The organism is Serinicoccus kebangsaanensis (assembly GCF_008919445.1).
Classification (GTDB): Bacteria; Actinomycetota; Actinomycetes; order Actinomycetales; family Dermatophilaceae; genus Ornithinicoccus; species Ornithinicoccus kebangsaanensis.
Genome location: NZ_VSLG01000003.1, coordinates 187,798 through 212,031 on the forward strand (window position 1 = coordinate 187,798; position 24,234 = coordinate 212,031).

A 24,234-nucleotide genomic window follows, 5' to 3' on the forward strand; every position below is an offset into this window, starting at 1 on the left:
TGACCAGCACAAACGCTGGTCAGGGCCTCGATGTTTCCGTGAAAGTGTCCGTACTAGCCGGAAGCCGCACGCTGCCCGAGAGCGGCCGAGACGGCTGCCCGTGACGTGTCGTCGCTGTCCGGCCACAGGTGCCCGTAGACGTCGAGCGTCGTCCTCGCCGAGGCGTGCCGCAGCCGGGTCTGCACCACCTTGACGTCGAGCCCCGAGGCGATGAGCATGCTCGCGAAGTAGTGCCGCAGGTCGTGGAACCTGAACCAGTCCGGCAGCCCGTCCACCCGCTTGCGAGCAACCCGCATCGCTCGCTCGATCTGCCACGGGCCGACCGGCTGGCCGAGCTGGTCGGCCACGACGGTGCCCGCACGGGTCGAGAGCATCGTGCAGAGCTCCCGCGGGATCGGCACCGCCGTGCGGCTGCACTCCGTCTTCAAGCCCTCCGCCGGCCACTGCACCGCGGGATGGATCACGCCCCGCAACCAGTCGACATCGGTCGTCCGCAGTGCGGACACCTCGGCCACCCGTAGCCCGGCGAAGGCGCCGAGCAGGACTGCCGAGCGCAGGTGGTCGGGCATGGCGTCGTGCAGCGCCCATACCTGCGCTGTCGTCGCGACGTAGGGACGGGGCCGACCAGCAGCAGGGGACGTGCGCCTCGAGCACGGATTCCGCGGGATGAGCCCGTCATGCACCGCATCGGCCATGATCTGACTCAGCCGACGATGCAGCGCGTAGACATAGGACGGTGCGAGCCCGTCGCGGCCGAGCCGGGCCACCCATGACCGGACAGCGGACGGCTTGACGTCGACCAGCGGCACCGCGCCGAACTCCGCGACGATCTGCCGCACATGCACCCGCGCCTGACGCACCGTGGACGGCTTGTGAGAGCCGTAGGCATCGAGCCACCGCTCGCACCACTGGCCGACCGTGGTCCTGGCGTCCCTGGCGCTCACGTGATCCCCGCGGATGACTCCGGAGCGTTGTGCCTCGATCCACTGCTCGGCATCGACCTCGCGAGCGAACCGCCGCGCCTGCTCCCTGCCGCTCGGATCGAAGTAGCGGGCGCGCCAGCGTGAGCCCTGGCCGTGGTCGGCGGTGGGCACGCGCTTGCCCGTGGCCCGGTCGAGACGGGTCCAGCGGTCTTGAATGAGCGACTTCACTTCCGCACCTTCCCTGGAGTTGTCGGGGGAAGCAGACCAGCCCGTCGCGCCGCCTGGACGCGCGACGTGGCCTGCCGATGGCTCAGCCCCATGACCTCGGCCACGGCCTGTGTAGGACGGGCCGCCGCTGAGCGGTACACGTCCGCTGCCCTCTCGAGCTCCGCGTGCGGGATTCGAGGTCGGCCACGGGTGCCTCTGAGCTTGCGATCCACAGTGCGCCGCCCCTTCTTGTCCAGCGGGACGGTGTGGCTTACGAGCAGGGCGGCCGTGTGGTCGCCCGCTGGCATCTGGTCGGCCTCGGGATCGCCCGGCGCGAAACCTCCTCGCTCCTCCATCGCGTGGCCGAGCAGTGCGTCACGCGCTACCTCATCGAGCGCCACGTCACGGATGGCCGTCGTGCTCACCGGCTGCTCGATGGTGCCGTGATGCTCGATCCGGAGGCAAAGCACCCGACCATCGGCAACGGCAAAGTCAGCGGTCACCCGAACCTCGCCATCCACCGAGCGGGACCACCGAATGCGATCGGGCACGACGTAGACGCGTAGATCCATGTCCCACTCATCAGGCCCGACCTGGAAAGGCTCGCCTTCGGGCACTTCCAGCCGCGCCCAGCTCCAGCCGCTTGTCGGCTCTGCTCTCGTCTCAACCGCCACCGTGACTCTCTCTGCCGAAAATTGCACCTTTTCTATGTAGGGACAACCTATACGCAAACACTCTAGTTTGTAAACAGACGCCGACCAACAAGGTCCGCACCTCACCAGCAGGAGGACATGACATGGATCGCTACCTCACGAGTTCGGAAGTTGCCGAGCTTTGCCGCACGAGCCCGAGCACCGTCCGGTGGTGGCGCCACGTCGGGCGCGGTCCGCGGGCGACGGTGCTACCCGGTGGCCGGCGCGTGCTCTACGCCCAGCGCGACGTCGAGGCGTTCCTCGCTGCTGGCAGGGAGCCCGAGCGCGAGACGACACCCGCCGCCGCGAGCCGCTGACACCCATCCCACATCGGCGGCCGTGCCCCTCGCCCCACCCCGCGAGCCGCCGCCGAGCAGAACGGACCACGACACAGTGACCAGCGAACATGCCGCCGCCCCCGGCGGGAGCACCCACACCGAGGGCGGCGATCTAGACACAACCGTGACGAAAGCCATCACCACGAGCGACACCGTCAGTATACCCCAGCAGGGTATGCCCACGGGCAACATCGCGGCTCCGTTCGAGCTCGCCGACACCCGGCCCTGCACCGGCCACCCCGCGCCCAATCCCCCGCCGTGGCCGCCCGCTAACGGGTTCACCGAAGACGACTTCCGCGACCCTGACCCCGAGCTTGGGCCGGACGGGAACCTCGTCGACCCGCCCGCCGACGTGCACGCTCAGGGTGAGGCCGACGTCGAGGCCGCAACCGCTGCGCACCACGCCGAGAACGCCGAGAGCAGGCACCCCTACTGCCTCGTTCGCCATGAGCGCGACGCCCAGCATCGCGGCGTCGACACGTCCACCTGGGATATCCGACCGCCTCGCGACGCCGCACTCGACCGCGTGCTCGCTGAGGCCGGGCTCGAGCCCATCCCCGACTTCGCCACCCCGCGGGAGATTGAGCGGGCCCGCCTCGTCGCTCGCGCGGCATACCGGCGCCAGCACGGCCACGCACCTGGCCTGCCGCAGCCTCCGCCGGCGCCCGTGAAGCAAGCTGCGGGAGCGGAGCCGGCCGCCGGCCAGCAGCGGGGCGACGACCTCGCGGCCATCGAAGAGGCGTTCTGGTCGGCCCGTGAGTCTCTGGCCCACATCCACAGCTTCGCCCTGGCCCGGATGGCCTCGCCGTGGGCCGTGCTCGGGGTGACCCTGGTCAGACTGCTCGGCACCGTGCCCCCGCACATCACGCTGCCGCCCGTCGTCGGTGCTGAGGCGTCTCTGAACAGCTTCCTCGCCCTCGTCGGCAACTCCGGCGGAGGGAAGGGCATCGCGATGGCCGTAAGCCGGGCGGCCGTGCCCCTCGGGACAGACGAGCCAGCCCAGAAGCCCCCCGGCAGCGGCGAGGGGATCGTCAAGGCGTTTGCCCACACCACGCGGCAGGGTGAGCTCATCCGCGAGCGCGAGTCCGTCGTCTTCGTCGCCTTCGAGGTGGATGCCGTGACCGCCCTGTCCGCGCGCGTGGGGTCGACGCAGGATGCGATCTTCCGCAGCGCGTGGTCGGGCGAGGAGCTCGGATTCTCCTACGCCGACAAGACGAAGGCGACGCAGCTTCCGGCCCACTCCTACCGTGCCGGCCTCATCCTCGGTGTCCAGCCCGAACGGGCGGCCGGACTGTTCGATCAGACCTCCGGCGGCACTCCGCAGCGGATGCTCTGGCTACCGGCGGACGACCCCGCGATCACGCCCGACGAGCTGCACCAGCCAGAGCCTCGCCGCATGGCCCGGCAGGCATGGTCAGGCAAGCCGCTGTCCCTGTCACTGCCGCCCGAAGCGATCCGGGCGGCCCGGGAGCACCGGGCGGCCCGCGGGCGCGGCGAGGGTGACGCTCTGGACTCGCACGCTATCCTCGTCCGGGAGAAGGTCGCCGCCGGCCTTGCTCAGCTCGACGGGCGACGCAGCATCACGTCCGAGGACTGGGAGCTGTCCGGCGTCGTCATGAGGAAGAGCAACGCCACGCGGGCCGGCGTGGTCCGCACCCTGCAGAAGGTCAGCACCGAGGAGAACAGGCGCCGGGGCGAGGCCGAAGGGGTCCGCCAGGTGGCCGCCCAGAGCGTGACCGACAAGGCCGCTGCGCAGCGGGTGACCGCGGTCGTGCGCCGCAAGCTGCTTGCCGCAGGCAGGGCTGGCCAGAGCCGCGGCGAGCTACGCAAGGCGATCTTCTCGGCAGACCGGCACCGGCTCGACGACGCGCTCGACGCCCTAACGCAGACCGGCGACGTCATCGCTACCGAGACGGCGAGGGGGGTGCGTCTCCAGTGGGCCGACCAGTCCTAACGGCGCGGGCAGCCTTCTGGTCTTGCGGGGCTGGACAGGGGTGCGGCCAAGGGTGGAGAAAGTGGAGAATCTCCACCCCTGCCGGGGAACGCATGCCCTTTATGGGTAGAGAGAGATCTATATATATACCTCTGACCTGCGGAAACGCTAAGCGCGCTCAGAGAGCGTTTCGGAGTAGGGGTGGAGATTCTCCACTTTCTCCACCCTTAGCCGCTACCCCTGTCCGGCTGCTGGTCGGCCTCGCCTACGGCCTATCCGAAGCCCTGCCCGCCTCCCCTGCCCACACTCCACCTCCGCTAGACCGCCCCACCCGACACCGCATCCCTACAGGAAGGCACCACACCATGAGCACCACCGCAGCACCGTCAGCTCCACAAGCCCTCGTCGTGTGGCGCGGTCGGCATACGGTCGTCGTCCAGTGCCCGCACGGCCGGCCTGACGCGCCGCACTATCACCGGCACGGCGCCAGCGGCGACGGTGACCGGGCGGGGCACTCCGGATGCCCCGGCTACACCGTGGTCGGCACCAACGCCGTGCCCGTCAGCAGCGATCCGACCCCGCGCGAGTACCGCACCCTCGCCCAGCTCTCGCGGCGCGAGCGGTCCCGCGCCCTGGCCGGCCAGCGATGACCACCGCAGCGCCGGGCCACACCCCAGCTACCCGCAGCACCACCCCGCCCGCGGCGACCGCCGCAGGCATCATCGAAAGGAAGTCAGCATGACCACCCAGCCATTCCCCTCCCAGTCCCCGGCCCTGCCGGACCAGCCCGACGCGCCGACGCAGACGCAGCGTCTCGACCCGGCCAAGCTCGCCGACCGGGCGATGCCCCGCGATGGCTCCCGGCCGGGCGGCACGATGGGCTACGACGAGCTCGATGCCGTGGACAAGATGTCCCGGGACGACAACGCCCTCCGGCCGCAGATGGGCCGCACCGGCAACGACGGCCTCGGAGGCGCCCTGGATACTCCGAGCTGGAGCGACAACTCGCCAGACCGCCGGCCGGCCGTCCACGCTGCACTCCAGATCAAGCGGCTCGATCAGGCCTGGAGCACCGTCGTCTCCACCGTCGCGGACGCCCGGGCGGCGAGGGATGCAGCGAGGGCGGTCCCGGCGGAGCAGAGGCGCCAGGAGGCCGCTCACGACCGGGCGGTGAGCGATGCCGCCCGCACCGGGAAGGAACCCCCGACCGCCGTCCCGGTCGACTGGCCCGCTCGGGCCCGTGAGCTGACCGCCACGGCCCAGGGCAAGGCGCACCGGGCCAGGGACGCCAGGGCGGCCTATAACCAGCTCTGGGAGGAGCTCAGCAGCGATGCCGACGCGCAGCGCGAGCGAGTGACCAAGGCCGTGCTCAGCGCCCGTGCCGACCTGGCGTCTGCCCTGGAGCAGGCCGAGCAGGCCCTCGCCACGCTGGCCGACGCCTGGAGCGCAGCGAGCACCCTGCCCAGCCAGGACGAGGACATCGCTCTGCACCCACACCAGCGCATGCCCCAGAAGGCAGGGCAGCACCTCGCAGCAGCGAGCGCAGCCCTCGCCAGCCTCGACCCAGACAGGCCGATCTTTGTCACAGGCAGGGGCACAGCACTGAGCCTGCGTGAGCGCAGGCAGTGGGCTGACGCTGCCAACTCTGGCGACCAGCGCGCCAGGCACGAGCTCGCCCAGCTCGAGCGACACGAGGGCTACGCAGTGAGCGCGTTCAGCAAGCACTGGGGACAGCTGGGCCCGAAGCCGGCCGACGTCCGAGACCTGGCCCGGCTCCACCGCGCCGAGCAGCAGCGCCAGAGCTGAGCGCGGCCATGACTCCCCCGCCCCTCGCCGCCGTATGGGCAGCGCTACACGCCGCTCATCCACCCACGGCTGTGGGGGGTGGGGGGTTACCCCCTGGCCCGTCGATCGCCCGACCGTACCCCATAGCGCCCGCCTCTCCGTGCAGCACGCTCAGCCCTGATATTTAGCCCCAGGCTAACTATCTAGCAGCACCCTCCGCACCCGTTAGGAGCCACGCATGACCCCGATGCCCGACCTGCTCACCGATCCTGAGCAGCCACCGCCCCCACCGCCGACGCTGGCCGGCAAGCCGCGTGCCCTGGACCTCTGGCAGGCCGTCACGTCCCGCTACGCGCTCCGCGCCGACGAGCTCGTCGTGCTGGAGCAGGCATGCCGGATGCTCGCCGTCTGTGACCACCTGGCCGAGGCTCTGGCAGGGCAGCCGTTGGTGGTCGAGGGGTCGATGAAGCAACCGGCCCCACATCCTCTCCTCCCTGAGCTCCGGGCGCACCGCTCGCAGCTCGCCGCCCTGCTCCGCCAGCTCCACCTACCCGACGAGCTGGCCCCGGCCGGCGAGGACGGCGGCAACGAGGGCGCCAGCGTCTCCGAGCTAGCCCGCAAGGCCGCCCGTGCGCGCTGGGACAAGCACGCTGCGCAGAAGGCCCGCTGACATGGCACGCGCATACCGCAGGCCCGCACCGACCGCTCCCCCGATCGAGGTGCTCGTGGCCAAGGTGGACGAGGAGCTCATCGACCAAGAGTCGAGGCCGCCTTCCCGGCCGCTCTGGGAGGCCCTGGACGACGAGGAGAAGGAAGCCGTCGTGACCCTGGCCCAGACCGAGCACGGCATATCGGCCGTCCGCACGTGGCTGATCGGCAATCGGCAGGACGACGCCGACCGCCTGCTTGGAGCCGTCGTCTGGACGTTGGGCGACGCCCGATGAGCGCCCAGCCGACGACGCAGCACGAGGGCAGCAGCGACCGACTCGTCGCCGAGCTGGAGGCCGTCGCCGACGCTCACGACCAGCAGGCCGAGGCCGTAGACCGCGATGCCGTGGTCGCGATGACCCCGGCCGAGCGGCGCGCATGGTTCCGCAGCACCCCGAAGAAGGCCCGCTGGGCCGTGCTGACCGACCCGCAGGCCCCGGCGCTGCCCGGGGCGGACCGCTGGCACGAGAAGGCCGCGTGCAGCGGCGTCGGCGCCGATCTGGTCGAGCTGACCACGCAGGCCGCCGGCAAGCCCTACGCCGAGGAGCTGTGCGCCGCCTGTCCTGTGATCGCTCACTGCGCCGCCGACGCTGCAGCACATCCGGCGTGGGGACTCTGGGCCAGCGTGGTGCATCGCGGCAGGCTGGCCCCGGACAGCCCGCAACGCAAGGCCACGCTCGAGCGGGTCGCGTCGTGGCTGGCCTGCTACCTGGCCGACAACGGGCCGACCCTGCCCGGCGTGATCCTGCAGAGCGCCCCGTGCGGGTCCGGCCTGCTTCGCCGCGCCGCCGACCACCTCGGCATCGAACGCCGCGGCGGCATGGCCCTCTGGTGGCTCCCCGAGGGTCACGAGCTGGACGTCGAGGACGAGCAGCCCCGAGGCGATGGTCGGCCGATCCCTGGCCCGCTGCCCGGCCTGCCCCTCGATCCTGCCGCCCGCACCGCCTCCGCCGGCCTGCTCGCCCCGCCACTGCCTCAGCAGGCCGAGGAGCAGCCGCGCCGCCGTGGTGGGCAACGTCGCCAGCCACGCCGCCCCCGATCCCGACGCAGCAGGAGAGGACTCCCCCGATGAGCGAGGACACGCTGAACATCACCGACCGGACGGACCTGGAGGTCGCATGGGTTATGCAGCGGGGCCGCCTGGACGATGACCACTGGCTACGCCTGTGGCGCAAGTACCGCGACCGGGCCGACGTGCCGCGCAGGCCGATCACCCTCTACCGCGGCGCCCCGGCCCAGAACAAGCGCGGCATGTCCTGGACCGAGAGCCGCAGCGTGGCCGAGAACTTCGCCGCCCTCTGGGGCGAGCAGGCCGGCGGGGCCGTCTGGACCACGCAGGCACCGCCCAGCGCCATCCTCGGCCGCCCGAGCGATAGCGAGGTCGTGGTCGACCCTCGCAGGCTCGGCAGGGTCACCGAGGTCCGCGACGCCGCGCCCCACGAGGCACGGAAGCAGGAGAAGGCAGCCCAGCAGCAGGCCAGGGACGACCGCCGGGACCGCTCCCGCTGGCAGGCCACCTACGACGCCGCCCTTCGCGCCCAACGTGGCTCCGGCGCCTCCTCGCTCCAGCAGGTGATGCGTGCCCGTCGAGCAGCCGACCGAGGCCGCCCCGCAGGCGGCAGGCCACGTCGGCAGGCAGGTGGTCGGCTCACCTCCAGCGCCGCCCTGACCTCTCTGGCCCAGCGACAGCACGAGCAGGACCAGCAGCCCGCCGAGCAGCAGGCCGAGCAGGACCGTCAGACCGAGCATCAGCTCGAGCGGGCCCAGGGGCGGCAGGTGGCCGTGCTCGCCGATGCCGACGCCTACCTCGCCGGCATCGAGCAGCGGAAGCAGGATCGGGCCGACGCGCTCGCCGCCGAAGCCGCCCAGTGGCAGGCCGAGCACGACCAGCAGCGCCAGGAGGTCAGGGCCCGCCGCGCCGCCCGCTGGCAGGCCCTCCGCGAGCGCGAGGCAGCCCTCGCCGAGCAGGAAGCCGCCGCTCAGTAGAGGCATAGCGGCGCGCCTCTACTCGCGCGTCATTCCCGCATGATCGGCTGTCGAACGTGGAGCGGATCGACGTCAGCGACTGGCACACCATCCGACTAGAGGATGAAGGCCGCGAGCAGAACAAGGCGTGGATCGCGGCCGGACCAGGGCTAAGCCGGGAGCACTGGTGGCTCTGGAAACCCCAGCAGATGACCGGGAAGCAGCCCAAGACCGTCCCCCGGCACAACGACGTGTCCGAGATGCTGGCATCGCACCTGGCACGGCATATCGGTCTCCCCGCCGCCCGGTGCGAGCTCGCCATCCGTCAAGGTCAAGCTGGCGCCATCTCGCAGAGCATGATCTCCGACAGGGTGGAGCTCATCCGGGGCAAGTTCGTCATGGCTTCCTGTGAGGAGTACTCTCTCGGCTCGATCCTGAGCATGCTCGCCGGGAACGTGGGAGTCCCCGCCAACTGCGAAGGCATGTCAGCGCGAGAAGTCTTTGCGGGATTCACCGTGTTTGATGCTTGGATCGCGAACACCGACCGTCACGATGAAAACTGGGCGGTCGGGGAGCATGAGAACGGGAAGCAGTCGCTCCTACCCTCCTTCGACCACGGCAGCGCCCTCGGTAGCGGCCTCACCGACGACAACAGGCGCAAGCGGGATGCTGTCAGGTTCTGCGAGGACGGCAAGACCCGCAAGTACGGGCAGCCTCGTCGAATACTTGACGTAGCCCGAGAAGCCCTCGACCTCACGGGCGCCTACTGGTGGGCCGAGCGCGTGGCTGAAGTGCCGCCCGACGCCTGGCGCGGCATACTGGCAGGCATCGATGGCCTGTCAGACGTCGCGCGTACCTTCATAGATGACGTACTGACGACCAACCAAGAAAGGGTGAGCACGCTATGTCAACGATGACCAGGACGAGCACACGGCGCCTGTTGGTCACCCGCCGCAACCCCGAGACAACTCACTACGAGGCCGTGGGGGAACTCGTTCGAGACGAGAACGGATTCACCTTCACCTACCGGGACGGCAGCCGCGCCCTGCCGAGCATGCCGCACACCGGCCAGCCCTACCGCTCCGACGTCCTGTTCCCCCTGTTCAGCCACCGCGTCATCTCCCCGCGCCGCGCGGACCACGACGCTTACCTCGCCGGCCTGCACCTTCCGCCCGAAGCAACTCCCTTCGAGGTACTGACGCGCTCTGGTGGTCGATCCGCCGTGGACACCCTGGAGCTCACCCCCATCCCCGAGCCCGGCCACGTGGACCTCTGCTTTCTAGTGCACGGCATCCGGCATCTTGGCGAGGCCGAGCGGGCGCGCATTGACACACTTAGGCCGGGTCAGCGGCTCCACCTGGAGGCAGCACCGGACACTCCCACCGACGAGCACGCCATCCTCGTCACGGATGACGGCCACCGGCTCGGCTACGCGCCCCGCCCCCTGACCCAGTACGTGCACCCCATCATGGCGAGCGAGCACGAACTCACGGTCGAGCGCGTCAACCACCGCGACGCCGGCTTCCACATGCGGCTGCTCGTGCGGCTGGTGGGCACCTACCCCGGCTGAACACCGGCCATCGCACCGCCGTAGTTGGCAGGAGAGCTCTCGTGACCGAGGTATCCAATCGCGACACCTATCAGTCGCCCCCATGCCGCCTGTGTGCCTCCGAGACGTTCGTCGTCAAGTGGCTGGAGAACCGCAAGCTCGGCAGCCCCACGGTCACCTGGATCGCTGTCCGAGCGTGTTCCAACACGGACTGCGAAGCAAGCCGCAGCGACCGCATGTGCCCCGTCCAGCCGTAGCCAGGCTTCCGCTCGCAGGCGCCGCGGGCCGCGTCACCGAGGGAGCCATCGCCGCCGTGCTGGCAGGCGTCGTGAGTGGAGGCATGTAGTTGGGTAGGGCTACTCCTCGCCCTTGGCATACGGATCGCCGTTGATCCACGTCACTGTCTGCACCGAGGTCACCCCGGAACGAGCACCGTAGACGCCCACCTCGAACTCATCCCCCGTCCGGGGCCAACGGAAGGCGATGAGCCAGTGATCGGGATACTGAGTTTCCTGCGTGACGACCAGCTCGCCGCGCACGACCTTTGCATAGCGGGTCGCTACTGCCCAGGTGGCCGCTTCGAGGGCCTCCTCTCGTGATGGCCTCGGAGGCATGCGCCGGTTCAGCAGTTCGAGCAGCAGAGCAACTGTGGGGACGGTGTTGATGACCCCGAGCGTGACCGACAACGCTTCGAGGCCGCTCGCACCGACTCCGCCCTGTGACTTCCGGTAGTCCTCGATGGCTCCCAAACCCCACAGGCACTCATCCCGTAGACGGTCGGTCACGGTCTCCAGATCGCCGAGACTCCAGCCCTCCGCAGAGGTGGTCACCTCGATGGACCGCGTAGGCGTGAAGCGAGGGTCATCCGCCTCGATCACGAAGACCAGGCGAGTCTGCGCAGACAGGGCCTCTCCTGCGAGGTCGGTCTCTTGCTCCGTCATGCACCGGAGGCTACCGACGTTTCCACGAAGTGTCCGTGAAAGTGTCCGTACTTCCCCGGACTCTGCCAACCCCCACCAACGCAAAACCGCAGGTCAGAGCAACGTGCCCCAAACACGCAAACGCCGTCAAACCGCGGGTTGCAGTCCGAGCTGTACTTCGACATCTGACGAAGCGCGTGGGCGGCGGGCTGGCAGCGAGGAACGAGCTGTCGGCCCGCCGTAGCGCGAGGAAGGTGTCGAGAGAGCGGAGACATCTGACGGTCCGCCCGTCTGAGAGCCGGTTTGTCATCTGAGAGCCCCCTCCTCGGGGCTGACAGTTGACGAACCGGCTCTCAGTGCGTCTGGGGGCTCGCGGACCTCACCGGAGCGACCAGGCAGCACCCTGCAGGAGCAGGAAGAGCACCATCGCCACCACCGACGGCCCGGGTGGTCCCTGCCCGAGGCGCCGCACGCCGTATGCCGACAGCGGCGCGGCGAGCAGGCCGGCGACCGCGACCGACCAGGGGTGCACGACCAGGCTCAGGCCGTAGGCGAGCACCGCGGCCACTCCTCCGGCGCGGCGCAGCGCCGACGGTGACAGTCGGGACGCGAGCGTGTGCTTGCTGGCGCTGCGGTCGGCCTCCCGGTCGGCCCACTGCGTCTCGAGCAGGTTGACGAAGGTGAGCAGGGCGAAAGGGACGAAGGTGAGCGCGGCCCAGGCGGGTGGGGCACCCACGGCCACCGCACCCGTAATCGGCAGCAGCAGCCCGCCGAGCAGGGCGTTGACCACCTCACCCCAGCCGTGACGCGAGAACGGCCACGGCCCGACGGAGTAGGCCCAGCCTCCCACCAGCCCGAGCGCCAGCAACATGGCCACCGTACCGGTGATCCACCCGACCACCAGACCGAGGAGGGTCAGTGACCCGGCGACGGCAGCCGCGACGAGGGCGACCCGCAGCGCGAACGCCCTGGGCAGGCCCGAGGCCGCGAGCGCGCCGCTGCCGCCGGAGAAGCGGGTGCGGGTCGTCCGGGCGTCGGTCTCGGTGTCGGCGAACTCGTTGACCGCGTGGACACCGACGGCGACCACGGCGACCGCCACACCGGTGAGGACCACCCCGGCGGTCGGCAGCGCGGCACCGCCCGCGGGCGCGCCCCGCGCTCCGGCAGCGCACCCGACCGCGTAGACCACGAGGATGAGCAGGACATGGTCGGGGCGGCTCAGCCTGGCCGCGGTGCGGACCCGACCGGCGCGCCCCGGCCCACGCCCGGTGCCGGTCACCGCAACGTCCCGACCAGGACCTGCACGTGCCCTCCTCGCCTGCTCCAGGTCCGCGTCTGCCCCAGGTCCGGGCGGACGGCGGTCCATGGGTGCGCGTCGATGTCGGCTCCGCCGAGCCGGCAGGCCAGCCGGGCCAGCGGGGCGGCCCAGGCCGCGCGCCCGGTCGGTCGGGCCATGTCGACCACGGCGACACGCGCCCCTGGCCTGAGCACCGTGGTGATCGAGCGCCAGACCTCGCGAGGGTCGGGCGTCAGCGAGAGGGAGTAGGTGAGGATGACCGCGTCGAAGAGTCGTCCGTCGGCCGCGTCGCGCAGCACGGCCCGGTCCCCCATGTCGCCCGGCACGAGGCGCAGGCGGGCCGCGTCGGGGCGGGAGGACATCGTGCGTCGGGCCGCCTCCAGCATCGCCGTGCTCCGGTCGAGACCGACCACCTCTCCCGCCGGTCCGACCGCGTCGAGCAGGTCCGGCAGGTTCAGCCCGGTCCCGCAGCCGGCGTCGAGCACGCGCTGCCCCGGCTGCAGCCGCAGGGCCGGGATCGCCAGGCGACGCCCCACGCCATACACCGGCTCCCCGGAGAGCAGGTCGTAGGTGCGGGCCGTGAGTGGGCCGTATCGCTCCACCATCACGCCCGGGACAGGTCCCGCGGCCGGGTCGACGGCACGCCCTGGTCGCACAGGGCGATGAACGCCCCGAGCTGGAGCAGCGACTCCGCGCTCGAGGGCAGGTGTGCCGTCAACGCCTCGGAGCGGATGAGGACCGCCCTCCACTGCGCCCGGGAGATCGCGACGTTGAGCCGGTTCCGGCTGAGCAGGAAGGACATGCCACGAGGCACGTCGGCGGCGGACGAGGCCGTCATCGACAGGATCGCCACCGGTGCCTCCTGGCCCTGGAACTTGTCGACCGTCCCCACCCGGACACCCGTGAGGCCGGCCTCGTCCAGGTGACCGCGGATGAGCGCCACCTGCGCGTTGTAGGGCGCGACGACGAGGACGTCCGACGCGCGCAACGGCCGGGGCGTGGACGGATCCCCCGGGTCGGTCCATATCGTCCCCAGATGGGCCCGCACCTGGCGGACCACCTCCTCGGCCTCCTCCGGGGACTCGGTGCGGTTGCCGTGGTGCTCCAGCCGCACGACCTCCAGCCCCGGCTCGACCCCCTCGAGGGACCGTGCCGAGGCAGCCGCCGCCGACCCGAGCTGGCCGGCATACGCCAGCTCCGAGACCGGCGCCGTCACCGCCGGGTGCATCCGGTAGCTGCGCCCGAGGAAGTAGCCCCGCGACCGGTCCAGGGTGGGCTCGCCGTCCATCAACCACCCGAGCGCCGACTCGTCCACCGGCTCGGCGTGGGTGCCCTGGCTGACCTGGGGCAGCTGCTGCGGGTCACCCAGCAGCAGCAGCCGCTGCGCCGCGGCACCGACCGCGATCGTCGGGGCGAGGGCGAACTGGCCGGCCTCGTCGATGACGAGCAGGTCGAGCCCGCCCGGCTCGATCAGGTCGGCGTGGGAGAACGTCCACGCGGTCCCGCCCAGCACGCAGCCGGTCCCCCGGTGCTCCTCCAGGTATGCCGCCCGCGCAGCCACGGAGTTCTTCACGTCCGTCCAGGCAGGGTCGACCGTCTCGTTGAAGGACTTCCCCACCCGCCTCGGGTCCAGACCCGCACCCACGATGCTGGCGAGCATGTGCTCCACCACGGCGTGCGACTGAGCGACGACACCGACGCGCCACCCGTGCTCCTCCACCAACCGACGGATCACCCGGGAGCCGGTGTAGGTCTTCCCGGTGCCGGGTGGGCCCTGGATCGCGAGGGCCGAACGGTCCAGGGACAGCAGGGCGGAGACGACGTCGTCGATCACCACACCGGACTGCGGCAGGCCGGACGAGCCGACCAGGCGCGGCGGCCGACGGGCCAGCAGGTCCAGCGCCGCAGACCGCGGCAGCTCGGGTGCCGCGGCCGCTTCCGCGGCGACGCGCGCGATCGCCTCGGAGATGGGCCCGGCCCACGGTGGCGCCTCCGGCACGATCGCCGACGGCAGGTCGGCGAAGGTCTCCGCCTCCTTGCGCCGCTCGGCGACCACCAGCACCCGTGGGTCGTCCGGGTCGGTGTCGATGGAGTGCGGTGAGCCGGCGGCGTAGGGCGCACCCTCCGGGCCCGTGGTCCCGGGCGGGCCGGGTGCGGCATACACGAGCTGCCCACGCCCACGCCCGGTGCTCCCCCTGCCCCAGTCGCCGACCAGGCGGAGAGTGCGCTCCAGCGACCGGGCCCTGCCCCCGGGATGGGCCCAGTCGCTCAGGACCTCCGCGGACTCGACGGCGAAGACGTCCCGGGACTGCGCCCACCCCTGCAGCGGGTGCCCGAGACGGTCGTAATGGGCCCACCAGAACTGCTTGGCCTCGCGGGCGTGGTACCCGAGCGCGGTGGCGAGCATGGCGTAGGCCTGCTCCGTCTCCGAGCGCAGCGCCCGCCCGTCCGGCCCGGAGCGGGCGGTCAGCGACTGCAGCAGCGCCTCCTGCTCCTCGGCGACCTCGCGGGGCTCCTCCACGATCGCCCGCGGGACGATGCGGTCCCGCACCCCGGCCTCGCCGGCCCGCTCCAGCAACCAGTCACGCAGCCCCAGCGTCGAGCGGCAGTCGTACCGGTTGTAGTCGACGAGGTCGTCCAGGAGCCGGGTCGCCCGCTGCGGGTCCTCCTCCGCCCACTGGCGGAACTCGTGGTAGGCCAGGATGGAGGCGTCACCGGTGCTGACACCCTCGGTGTCCCGGAGCTCGTCCCCCATGTAGAGCGGCTCGAGCTTCTTGATGCTGTACGACGGCGCCGACACCATGACCGAGCCGCGGACCACGGCGTACAGGTCGACGAAGACCTCCGCCCGCAGCAGGACGTCGAGCTCCTCCTCACGGACCTGGTAGTGCATCGCCATCGCCTTGAGGGCGTGGGTCTCGTAGGCGGCGTAGTGGTAGACGTGCAGGTCGGGCCAGCGCCGACGCCGGGCGGTCAGGTCGTCGACGAAGGCGACGAAGGCCTCCCGCTCGGCGGCGAAGGAGTGCGCCCACACCGGGTGGTAGTCGCCGCTGGTGTCCATGACGCCCCAGAGGTACTGCAGCCCGGCCCGGCTGCGGTCCTCCTCGTCGTAGTGCGGGTCGCCCTCGAAGTCGAAGAACAGGTCGCCCTCGCTCGGGGCCGGCAGCAGGGCCAGGATCGCCGGCGCGGTGTCGAGCAGCACGTGATCCACCTCGCCCGCGCCGGCGCCCGCCTGGAGCGCCGCCTGCGCCCGGAGCCGGTCGAAGGTCACCGGCAGCATGGTCTCCGGCGGGTCGGAGGCCTGCGCCAGGTCCTGCACCGTGCGCACCCCGACCGTGCGCAACCGCGCCCGCTGCGCTCCGTGCACCCCCGCGACGAGCAGCACGTCTTGGTGCTCCTCGATCGCCCGGGTGCACTCCTCGCAGCGCCCGCACGCGGCATACCGCTCCTGCGTCCAGGCGGCAGGCGTCCCGGTGGCCACGTGCTCGCGGACCAGCGCGCGGAACCGCTCACGCACCTCGCGGTAGACCCCTGCGACGTCGCCCGCGGCCACGTCCTGCCGTCGCCCGGACCCCAGCAGCAGGCTCACCACGGGTGAGGTCGGCACCCCGAGTCCGCGCAGCTGCTCGGCGTAGGCGCCCAGCTGCACCAGCGCGCGCGCCGACGCGGAGCGGGCCAGCTTGGCCTCGCACACCCGCCAGCCGTCGTCCCGACGCTCCACGACGTCGGCGAACCCGAGGAACTCCCCGTCGAAGAAGCACGCCTGCGAGAGCGTGCTGCCCTCGCCCCGCAGCGCGCGCTCGGTCTCCGCGGCCGCCTGCTCCAGCCCGGCCAGCGACAGGGGCGGCTCGGGTCGCCGCAGCTCGACCAGTCCACCCTGCTCCCGGTATGCCGCGAGCAGCTCGGCCTCGTGCCGCTGCCCGAGCGCGGCGAGATGCTCGCGCATCGGGTCCGGCTCGGCGGGCACGGCGTCGACCCACCCCAGCTGCGCATCCAGACCCCGCACGAAGGAGAACTCGCAGTCCAGCGCCGCCCCCAGGTCGGACGGGCTCCACACCATCCGGGTGCCGCCCAGCACCAGCATCTGCTCCACCATCCTCACGCCTCGCGCGTCAGCCTCGCACACCGCACCGACAGGCCGGACGTCCGCCATCTGCCGCGTGTCCCTGGGATCATGGCGGGCATGAACCGCCTGGAGCGTTGGGAGTCGCGCACCCAGACCCCCTTGATGATCGCCGCCCTCGTCTTCCTGGTCGCCTTCGCGATCCCGATCATCAACCCCGACCTGCAACCCGGGGTGCGCCGCACCTTCCTCACCGTCCAGGACGTGGTCTGGGCGATCTTCCTCGTCGACTACGTCTACCGCTTCGCCGTGGCTCCGCAGAAGTGGCAGTTCGTCCGCAGGCACCCGATCGACCTGGCCGCGGTGGCCCTGCCGGCGCTGCGGCCGCTGCGCCTGGTCGCGGCGCTGTCCTTCGTGCACCAGGTGGCGGGCGAGAAGCTGCGCGGGCACCTGGCGATGTATGTCGGTGTCGCGATCGTGCTGGTGGTGACCATCTCCTCGCTCGCCGTGCTCAACGCCGAGCGCGGCGAGCCGGGCGCCAGCATCGAGACCTGGCAGGACGCCCTGTGGTGGTCGTTCGTGACCGTCACGACGGTCGGCTACGGCGACTACGCACCGGTCACCGCCGAGGGCCGGCTCTTCGCGGTCGGCCTGATGCTGTGCGGGATCGCGCTGCTCGGCATCGTCACCGCGAGCCTCGCGTCGTGGTTGATCGAGCGGATCGCCGAGCCGGACCCGGCCAAGCAACCCGCGACCACCGCAGACGTCACCGCCCTCACCGAGCAGATCGACGCGCTGCGCGCCGACGTGGCGGCCCTGCGCGCCGAGGCCGGGCGCGGTCCTCAGCCCTGAGCGCCCAGCGCCGCTCGCAGGCGCGACGCGTAGGCACCCGCCTCGCCCTCGGCATACCGCTCCCGGGGCCAGAAGAACCCGCGCAGCCCGTCACCCTTGGTCCTCGGCACCACGTGCACGTGCAGGTGCGGCACGGACTGGCTGACGACGTTGTTCATCGCCACGAAGGTGCCCTGGGCACCCAGCTCGTCCCGGACCACGGCGGCCACCTCCCGGGCGGTGGCGAAGAAGGGCTGGACCAGGCGGTCCGGGAGCTCGGTCAGCGTGTCGACGTGCTCGCGCGGCACGAGCAGCACGTGCCCCTTGAAGACCGGTCGGATGTCGAGGAAGCCGACGACCTCGGGGCGGTCCAGCACGATCTCGGCCTGCTCGTCACCGGTCACGATGCGGCAGAAGAGGCAGGACATGCCGGCCACGCTAGCCTGCCGCGAGGACATCCCCCAGCACCTCGCGCAGGCTCGCCCCCACCCCGGCGGCGATCTCGTCCACCTCGTCGTCGGTCACCACCAGGGGCGGCCCCAGCAACAGGTGGTCACCACGACGTCCGTCCGCGCACCCGGTGCCCGGGTAGACCAGGACACCGTGCTCGCGGCACGCCTCGAGGACCCGCTCGGCGACCCGGTGCGACCGCTCGAAGGGCTCCTTGGTGCCCACGTCGGCCACCAGCTCGACCGCCTGCAGCAGCCCCCGACCACGGATGTCCCCGACACCCGGGACGCCCTCGAGCTCGCGTCGCAGCGCGCCGTGCAGACGCTCGCCCTGACGTGCCGACGCCTCCACCAGCCCCTGGCGCTGCAGCACGCGCAGCACCGCGTGCCCGGTCGCGGCCCCGACGACGTGGTGCGAGTACGTGAAGCCGTGCACGAAGCCGCTGGACGCCAGCGTCTCGTGCACCGGCCCGCTGGCCACCGCCAGGCCCAGCGGCCAGTAGCCCGAGGCGGTGCCCTTGCCCGCGACGAGCAGGTCCGGTCGCAGCCCGAAGTGGTCGCTGGCGAACCAGGCGCCGGTGCGACCGAAGCCGGTCATCACCTCGTCCGCCACGAGCAGCACACCGTGGCGACGGCATACCTGCTGGATCGCCGGCCAGTAGTCCGCCGGCGGGACGCAGGCGCCCAGTCCCGCACCCGAGATCGGTTCGGTCACGAAGGCCGCCACACGTCCCGGCCCCACCCGCTGGATCGTCTCCTCCAGCGCCTCCGCGTGCCGCTGCGCGCACCCGTCCGGGTGGGCGTCGGGGAAGGCGCAGCGGTACTCGTACGGCGTCGTCGTGTGCTCCACGCCCTGCAGCCAGGGCAGGTAGGGCTGGCGCAGCCCGGCCCGGCCGGACACGCTCAGCGCCCCCCTGGTGTTGCCGTGGTAGGAGCCGTGCCGCCCGATGACGACGTCGCGGTCCTCGCCGCGGGCCAGGTGGTATGCCCGCGCCATCTTCAGCGCCGACTCGACCGCCTCGCTCCCGCCGGAGACGGGGTACATCCGGGGGTCGTCCACCGGCAGCAGCGGCGCCAGCGCGTCGGCATACTCCTCCAGGACCTCGCTGGAGAAGCTGGAGCCGTGCACGTAGGCGACCCGGGCGGCCTGCGCCGCCGCGGCCTCGACCACCTCGGTGACGCCGTGCCCGATGCCGACCACGACGGCGCCACCAGCGGCATCGAGGTAGCGCCGCCCGTCGACGTCGAACAGCTCCGACCCCGTGCCACGGTCGATGCGCACCCGCTCCGCACCGCCGCGGGAGAAGACGTGCCGCGACCCCACTAGCGGCTCATCCGCGCCCGGCACCCGCGGCGGCCGCCACGGCCTCGCCGAACAGGCGCAGACCGATCCGTGCCTCGTCCTCGGTGACCACCAGCGGCGGTGACATCCGCACCACGCTCTCGCCCGCCTCGAGCACCAGCAGGCCCCGCTCGAAGGCCGCCTGCTGCACGGCCGCGGACAGGGCGCCGTCGGTGAACTCGACACCGATCATCAGCCCGACCCCGCGGACGTCGACGACGGCCTCCGGGTGCTGCGCCTGGACCTCGCGCAGGCCGGTGAGCAGCAGCTCCCCGATCTCGCGCGCATGCTCCAGCAGTCCCTCCGACTCGATCACCCGCAGGGTCGCGAGGCCGGCGGCGCACGGCACCGGGCTGCCGCCGTAGGTCGACCCGTGGGTGCCGACACCCCAGCTCTCCATCACCGACGCGCGCGCCATGAAGGCGCCCAGCGGCAGTCCCGAGGCGATGCCCTTGGCCGAGAGCAGCATGTCCGGCTCGACCCCGGTCTGCTCGATGGCCCACATGGTCCCGGTCCGCCCCATGCCGCACTGCACCTCGTCGGCGATGAGCAGGATGCCGTGCTCGTCGCACAGCTCGCGTAGCCGCCGCATCCAGCCCTCACCGGGCACGATGTAGCCGCCCTCACCCTGGATCGGCTCGACGAAGATCGCGGCGACCTCGCTCGGGTCCACGTCGTGCGCGAAGATCGTCTCCAGCGCGTCGAAGGTCGCGGTGTCGTCCTCGCTCTCGTCGGCCGCCACCTTGGCCGGGTCGGCATAGGGCACGTGCAGGACGCCGGGCAGCAGGGGGCCGAACCCCTTGTGGTACTTCGGCTTCGAACTGGTCAGCGAGACCGCGCCCATGCTGCGGCCGTGGAAGGCGCCGTAGAAGCTGATGACGTAGGGGCGGCCGGTCGCGTAGCGGGCGAGCTTGAGCGCACCCTCGACCGCCTCGGCACCGGAGTTGGTGAGGAAGACCCGGACCGGCTCGCTCATCGGCGCCGTGCGGGCCAGGGCCTGGCACATCTGGGAGTAGACCGGCAGGAAGAAGTCGCTCGCCGAGTAGTGCAGCAGGTCGGCGGCCTGCTCCTGGACGGCGCGCACCACCTGCGGGTGCGCGTGGCCGGTGGAGTTGACCGCGATGCCGGCGTTGAAGTCGAGGAAGAGGTTGCCGTCGACGTCCTCGATCCGGCAGCCACGGGCCCGGTGCGGGGCGAAGGGATAGGCGCGCGGCAGCGAGGGGCTGGTCACGGCCTGGTCGCCGGCCACGACCTCGCGCGTGCGCGGCCCGGGCAGCTCGGTGCGCAGGTCGGGCACCGGGCGGGCGGGGTCGGCCCAGTCGGTGGTCGGGGCGGCTACGGCGGTGTCGGTCATCGGGGTCTCCTGGGTGGTGCTGGTATGTCGTCGCGCGGGGCGCCGGGTGGCGGGGGCGGTCAGCCGGTGACGATGGTCTGCGACTGCTCGCGCATGAACAGCTGCACGTAGTGCAGACCGCCGCCGGCCTTGCCCGAGCTGCCCGAGCCCTTCCACCCGCCGAACGGCTGCACGCCGGGCCAGGCGCCCGTGGTCGCGCCGGCCGGGCGGTTGACGTAGACGACCCCGGCCTGGATCTGGGCCAGGAAGCGGTCGATCTCGTCCTGCTCCCCGGCGAACAACCCGGCGGTCAGTCCGAAGACGGTGTCGTTGGCGTGCTCCAGGGCCTCGTCCAGCCCCTCGACCGGGGCCACGACGGCCAGCGGCACGAACAGCTCGGTGCTGAACAGCTCGTCGTCGACGGGCAGCCCCGAGATCAGCGTGGGCTGCACGAAGTAGCCGGGGTGGCCCTCGGCACCCTGCAGCACCTCACCGCCGGCCACGACCGTGCCTCCGGCCTCCCGTGCGTGGTCGACCGCGGCGCGGAACCGCTCGACCGCCTCGGCGTCGATGACCGGCCCGCAGAAGGTCTCCCGCTCCAGCGGGTCCCCGACGACCACCTCGCTGACCGCCTTGCCCAGGGTCTGGACCAGCTCGTCGTGGATCGTGGCGTCGACGTAGACGCGCGAGCAGGCCGAGCACTTCTGCCCCGAGGCGCCCGCGATCGACCGGGTGATGCCCTTGGCGGCGGCCTCCAGGTCCGCCGAGGCGGTGACGATGGTGGGGTTCTTGCCGCCCATCTCGGTGATCACCGGGCGGGGGTAGTCGCCACGGAAGGCGTCCATGACCGCCCGGCCACCCGCGTAGGAGCCGGTGAAGGTCAGCCCGTCGACGGCGGGATGGGCGACGACCGCCTTGCCGACGTCGTCACCGCCGGGAAGGATCTGCATGAGCCCGTCGGGCAGCCCGGCCTCGAGCATCGTCTCGTAGAGCTTCCAGGCCACGTGGGTGCCCTGCACGGAGGGCTTGAGGACGACGGCGTTGCCGGCGACCAGGGCAGCCGCCGCCGGACCGGCGGCGAGCGCCATCGGGAAGTTGAACGGGCTGATCACGCCCCACACGCCGTGCGGGCGGAGCACCGAGCGCGTGGTCTCGGTCTGCGACAGCTGCTCCATCGCGGCCTCGAAACCGCCGTTCTTCTCGACCTGGTCGCAGTAGTAGCGGAAGAAGACCGCGGCCTCCTCGACGTCCCCGAGCGCCTCGAGCCGGTTCTTGCCGACCTCCATCGTCATCAGGGCCGCGAGCTCGTTGGCCCGCTCGCTGATCAGGTCGGCGACGTCGCGCAGCACCGGGAGCCGGTCCGCCCACGGCCGCGCCGCCCACGCACGTCCCGCCTCGCGGGCCGCCTCCATCGCGGCGTCCACGGCGGCGGGCGACGCGGCGCGGACCCGCGCCACGAGCACCGAGGGGTCGGCCGGACTGACGACGTCCACCGGCTCCCCCGGCGAGGGATCACCGGGCGCCGAGATCTCGGCCCCGAGCCACCCCTTCGCCACCGTCACGCCCGCCTCGTAGGCGGTGTGCAGGTCCTCGTTGTCAGCGGTCAGGGTCGCGTAGGTCACCTTGTAGGGCTCGGACACGGCGTCGTCTCCTCACATCTCGCAGATTGCCGAGTTCATCCGCCATCTTGCCAGATCTACAGGACGATTGACGGCAAGACCGCCGATCTACCGGAAGATATGCCGTCACGACCCCGTCGCGACCACAGCGTCTCCGCCCTCGGCGGCACCGAGCTGGTCCAGCACGAAGGCGATCTCGAAGGCGGTCTCCCGCCAGGCGTCATACCTGCCGGTCCGGCCCCCGTGGCCGGCCACCATCTCGGTCTTGAGCAGGATGGGGCGCTGCTGCGGGTCGCTGGTCACCGTCTCGCGCAGCCGCGCCACCCACTTGGCGGGCTCGACATAGAAGACCCGGGTGTCGTTGAGCCCGGTGGTGGCGAGGATGGCCGGGTAGTCCACCGGCCGGATGTTCTCGTACGGCGTGTAGGACCGCATCAGGGAGTAGATCTGCGCCGAGTCCACCGGGTTGCCCCACTCCTCCCACTCGCTGACCGTCAGCGGCAGCGAAGGGTCGAGGATCGTGGTGAGGGCGTCGACGAAGGCCACCCCCGCGTGCACGACGCGAAACTTCTCCGGCGCCAGGTTGAGCACGGCCCCCATGAGCAGCCCGCCTGCCGACCGCCCCTCGGCCGCCAACCGGTCCGGCGCCACCCACCCCGTGCCGACGAGATGGTCGGCGCACGCGACGAAGTCGGTGAAGGTGTTGGTCTTGCGCTCCATCCGGCCGTCCTCGTACCACCCACGCCCCAGCTCGCCGCCACCGCGGACGTGGGCCACGGCATACACCACGCCTCGGTCGAGGTAGGACAGCCGGGACACCGAGAAGTGCGGGTCGATCGAGATCTCGTAGGAGCCGTAGCCGTAGAGCAGCCCGGGGTGGCTGCCGTCCGGCGCCAGGTCACGGCGCGCCACCACGGAGATGGGGATCTGGGTGCCGTCGTCCGCGGTCGCCCAGAGCCGGTGCTGCTGGTAGTCCTGCGGGTCGTAGTCCCCGAGCACCGGCTGACGCTTCACCAGGGTCAGGTCCCCGGTGCACAGGGTGAGGTCGTAGACGCTGCGGGGCGTGACCAGCGACTCGACGAGCACCTGCAGGGTGTCGGTCTCGTAGCTGGGGTTGGCGCCCGACTCGATCGTGTAGACGGCCTCCTCGACGGGGACCTGGTAGCCCTCGCCGACCGGCCGGCCCTGCGCGGACAGGGGGAGCACCTGCAGCTGGGTCAGCCCCTCGCGCCGCAGCGAGAGGACCAGGTGCCCGGCGAAGGCCTCCACACCGACCAGCCGCACGCCGTCCTGACCGGCCACCACGGTCGACCAGTCCTGGGCCGACGTGGACCCGGTGGCAGCCACCGCCAGCTCGAAGTCCCGGTGGGTGCGGTTGTGCACGATCCACAACCGGTCACCAGCCGGCTCGACGTCGTACTCCACACCCTCCTCCCGCGGAGCCACCACCCGCGCCTGACCGGTGGGGTCCTCGGCGTCGACCAGCCGGCACTCGGAGGTGTTCTTGCTGCCGAGCCAGATGATGACGTGCCGGTCGTCCCGGGACGTGCCCACGCCCATCCAGAAGCGCTCGTCGCGCTCCTCGTGGACGAGCGTGTCGGCCTCGGCGGGGGTGCCGACCTCGTGCCGCCAGACCTGGTAGGGCCGCCACGCGTCGTCCACCCGGGTGTAGAACAGGTGTCGGCCGTCCAGGCTCCACGCGGTGCCGTAGCCGATGCCCCGCACGACGTCGTCGACGACCTCGCCGGTGTCCAGGTCCTTCACCCGCAGGTCGAACCGCTCGTCGCCGCTGGTGTCGACGGCGTAGGCGAGCCGGTCCCCCGCCGGCGTGACGTCGAAGGCACCGAGGCTGAAGAACTCCTCGCCCTGCGCCTCGGCGTTGCCGTCGAGGAGCACCTGCTCGCCCTCGGGCGCGGCACCGGGGTCCAGCTCGGGCCGGTCCGGGGAGTCGCCGACCGCGACCCGGCCGTGCACGGCGTACTGCTCGCCCTCGATGGTGCGGCTGTAGTACCACCAGTCCCTGTGCCGCACCGGCACCGACAGGTCGGTCTGCTGCACGCGGCTCTTGATCTCGGTGAAGACCCGCTCCTGCAGCGGGTCCAGGTGCTCGGTGCGCGACCGGGTGTAGGCGTTCTCCGCCTCGAGGTGGGCGATGACCTCCGGATCGGACTTGTCCCGCAGCCACTCGTACGGATCGACGACGTCCTCGCCGTGGTGCGAGCGGACGACGTCGACGTGGGCGGCGCGGGGCGGGGTGGTCTGATCGGTCACCGGGCCACG

Annotated in this window: 22 protein-coding genes; 12 read left to right on the forward strand and 10 right to left on the reverse strand. The window is 71.7% G+C overall.

The genetic code is table 11. The features are described from left to right. Window positions 1–53: 53 nt before the first annotated feature. Window positions 54–1,151 (reverse strand): site-specific integrase, encoded by a 1,098-nt coding sequence (locus tag FXF60_RS04835; RefSeq protein ID WP_151524134.1) that lies wholly within the window; start codon window positions 1,149–1,151, stop codon window positions 54–56. Window positions 1,152–1,396: 245 nt separating this feature from the next. Here FXF60_RS04835 and FXF60_RS04840 point away from each other — a divergent pair, with 245 nt between their 5' ends. The 11 genes from FXF60_RS04840 to FXF60_RS04890 all read left to right on the forward strand — a co-directional run bounded on the left by FXF60_RS04840 (window position 1,397) and on the right by FXF60_RS04890 (window position 10,121). Further along, the gene (locus tag FXF60_RS04840; protein WP_151524135.1) at window positions 1,397–1,696 is read left to right on the forward strand and encodes a hypothetical protein; all 300 of its coding nucleotides are present in this window, start codon (window positions 1,397–1,399) and stop codon (window positions 1,694–1,696) included. A gap of 230 nt (window positions 1,697–1,926) precedes the next feature. After that, window positions 1,927–2,139 carry a helix-turn-helix transcriptional regulator gene (locus tag FXF60_RS04845; RefSeq protein WP_151524136.1) on the forward strand — a complete coding sequence of 71 codons (213 nt, stop codon included), beginning with the start codon at window positions 1,927–1,929 and terminating at the stop codon, window positions 2,137–2,139. A 145-nt stretch (window positions 2,140–2,284) separates the two neighbouring features. Next, window positions 2,285–4,114 carry a hypothetical protein gene (locus FXF60_RS04850; protein ID WP_151524137.1) on the forward strand — a complete coding sequence of 610 codons (1,830 nt, stop codon included), beginning with the start codon at window positions 2,285–2,287 and terminating at the stop codon, window positions 4,112–4,114. A gap of 344 nt (window positions 4,115–4,458) precedes the next feature. After that, on the forward strand, window positions 4,459–4,743 hold the full coding sequence (locus tag FXF60_RS04855; protein ID WP_151524138.1) for a hypothetical protein: 285 nt from the start codon (window positions 4,459–4,461) through the stop codon (window positions 4,741–4,743). Window positions 4,744–4,831: 88 nt separating this feature from the next. Beyond that, window positions 4,832–5,899 carry a hypothetical protein gene (locus tag FXF60_RS04860; RefSeq protein WP_151524139.1) on the forward strand — a complete coding sequence of 356 codons (1,068 nt, stop codon included), beginning with the start codon at window positions 4,832–4,834 and terminating at the stop codon, window positions 5,897–5,899. 217 nt (window positions 5,900–6,116) lie between these two features. Next, window positions 6,117–6,548, forward strand: coding sequence for a hypothetical protein (locus FXF60_RS04865; protein WP_151524140.1), 432 nt, complete (start codon window positions 6,117–6,119; stop codon window positions 6,546–6,548). A 1-nt stretch (window position 6,549) separates the two neighbouring features. Beyond that, window positions 6,550–6,822: a hypothetical protein gene (locus FXF60_RS04870; protein ID WP_151524141.1), complete on the forward strand. Its 273-nt coding sequence runs from the start codon at window positions 6,550–6,552 to the stop codon at window positions 6,820–6,822. Beyond that, complete coding sequence (locus tag FXF60_RS04875) at window positions 6,819–7,658, forward strand: WhiB family transcriptional regulator (RefSeq protein ID WP_151524142.1); 840 nt, start codon at window positions 6,819–6,821, stop codon at window positions 7,656–7,658. The genes FXF60_RS04870 and FXF60_RS04875 overlap by 4 nt, the downstream gene beginning before the upstream one ends. After that, on the forward strand, window positions 7,655–8,572 hold the full coding sequence (locus FXF60_RS04880) for a hypothetical protein (RefSeq protein ID WP_151524143.1): 918 nt from the start codon (window positions 7,655–7,657) through the stop codon (window positions 8,570–8,572). The genes FXF60_RS04875 and FXF60_RS04880 overlap by 4 nt, the downstream gene beginning before the upstream one ends. Window positions 8,573–8,628: 56 nt before the next feature. Beyond that, window positions 8,629–9,468: a HipA family kinase gene (locus FXF60_RS04885; RefSeq protein ID WP_151524144.1), complete on the forward strand. Its 840-nt coding sequence runs from the start codon at window positions 8,629–8,631 to the stop codon at window positions 9,466–9,468. After that, window positions 9,465–10,121 (forward strand): HIRAN domain-containing protein, encoded by a 657-nt coding sequence (locus FXF60_RS04890; protein WP_192796597.1) that lies wholly within the window; start codon window positions 9,465–9,467, stop codon window positions 10,119–10,121. Before FXF60_RS04885 ends, FXF60_RS04890 begins: the two co-directional genes overlap by 4 nt. 335 nt (window positions 10,122–10,456) lie before the next feature. On the opposite strand, the gene FXF60_RS04895 is transcribed toward FXF60_RS04890, so the two are convergent. The 4 genes from FXF60_RS04895 to FXF60_RS04910 form a co-directional block, all read right to left on the reverse strand. After that, window positions 10,457–11,041, reverse strand: a complete 585-nt coding sequence (locus FXF60_RS04895) for a hypothetical protein (protein ID WP_151524146.1) — start codon at window positions 11,039–11,041, stop codon at window positions 10,457–10,459. Window positions 11,042–11,399: 358 nt separating this feature from the next. Continuing rightward, window positions 11,400–12,299, reverse strand: coding sequence for a prenyltransferase (locus FXF60_RS04900; protein WP_192796598.1), 900 nt, complete (start codon window positions 12,297–12,299; stop codon window positions 11,400–11,402). Further along, a complete protein-coding gene (locus FXF60_RS04905) occupies window positions 12,296–12,922 on the reverse strand; it encodes a class I SAM-dependent methyltransferase (RefSeq protein ID WP_202879569.1) in 627 nt (208 codons plus the stop codon). The genes FXF60_RS04900 and FXF60_RS04905 overlap by 4 nt, the downstream gene beginning before the upstream one ends. Then, the gene (locus FXF60_RS04910) at window positions 12,922–16,413 is read right to left on the reverse strand and encodes a TM0106 family RecB-like putative nuclease (RefSeq protein WP_151524148.1); all 3,492 of its coding nucleotides are present in this window, start codon (window positions 16,411–16,413) and stop codon (window positions 12,922–12,924) included. The genes FXF60_RS04905 and FXF60_RS04910 overlap by 1 nt, the downstream gene beginning before the upstream one ends. A gap of 87 nt (window positions 16,414–16,500) precedes the next feature. On the opposite strand from FXF60_RS04910, the gene FXF60_RS04915 reads away from it, so the two are divergent. After that, entirely contained in the window at window positions 16,501–17,232 is a 732-nt protein-coding gene (locus tag FXF60_RS04915; RefSeq protein ID WP_151524149.1) for a potassium channel family protein, read from the forward strand. Here FXF60_RS04915 and FXF60_RS04920 read toward each other — a convergent pair. The 5 genes from FXF60_RS04920 to FXF60_RS04940 all read right to left on the reverse strand — a co-directional run bounded on the left by FXF60_RS04920 (window position 17,223) and on the right by FXF60_RS04940 (window position 24,225). Next, complete coding sequence (locus FXF60_RS04920) at window positions 17,223–17,639, reverse strand: HIT family protein (RefSeq protein ID WP_151524150.1); 417 nt, start codon at window positions 17,637–17,639, stop codon at window positions 17,223–17,225. The genes FXF60_RS04915 and FXF60_RS04920 overlap by 10 nt on opposite strands. Window positions 17,640–17,649: 10 nt before the next feature. Beyond that, window positions 17,650–18,942, reverse strand: a complete 1,293-nt coding sequence (locus FXF60_RS04925) for an aminotransferase family protein (RefSeq protein ID WP_238335709.1) — start codon at window positions 18,940–18,942, stop codon at window positions 17,650–17,652. Between the two features lie 49 nt (window positions 18,943–18,991). Continuing rightward, window positions 18,992–20,356, reverse strand: coding sequence for an aminotransferase class III-fold pyridoxal phosphate-dependent enzyme (locus tag FXF60_RS04930; protein WP_151524152.1), 1,365 nt, complete (start codon window positions 20,354–20,356; stop codon window positions 18,992–18,994). Between the two features lie 59 nt (window positions 20,357–20,415). Next, complete coding sequence (locus FXF60_RS04935; RefSeq protein ID WP_151524153.1) at window positions 20,416–21,975, reverse strand: aldehyde dehydrogenase family protein; 1,560 nt, start codon at window positions 21,973–21,975, stop codon at window positions 20,416–20,418. A gap of 105 nt (window positions 21,976–22,080) precedes the next feature. Beyond that, complete coding sequence (locus tag FXF60_RS04940) at window positions 22,081–24,225, reverse strand: S9 family peptidase (RefSeq protein WP_151524154.1); 2,145 nt, start codon at window positions 24,223–24,225, stop codon at window positions 22,081–22,083. Window positions 24,226–24,234: the final 9 nt, after the last annotated feature.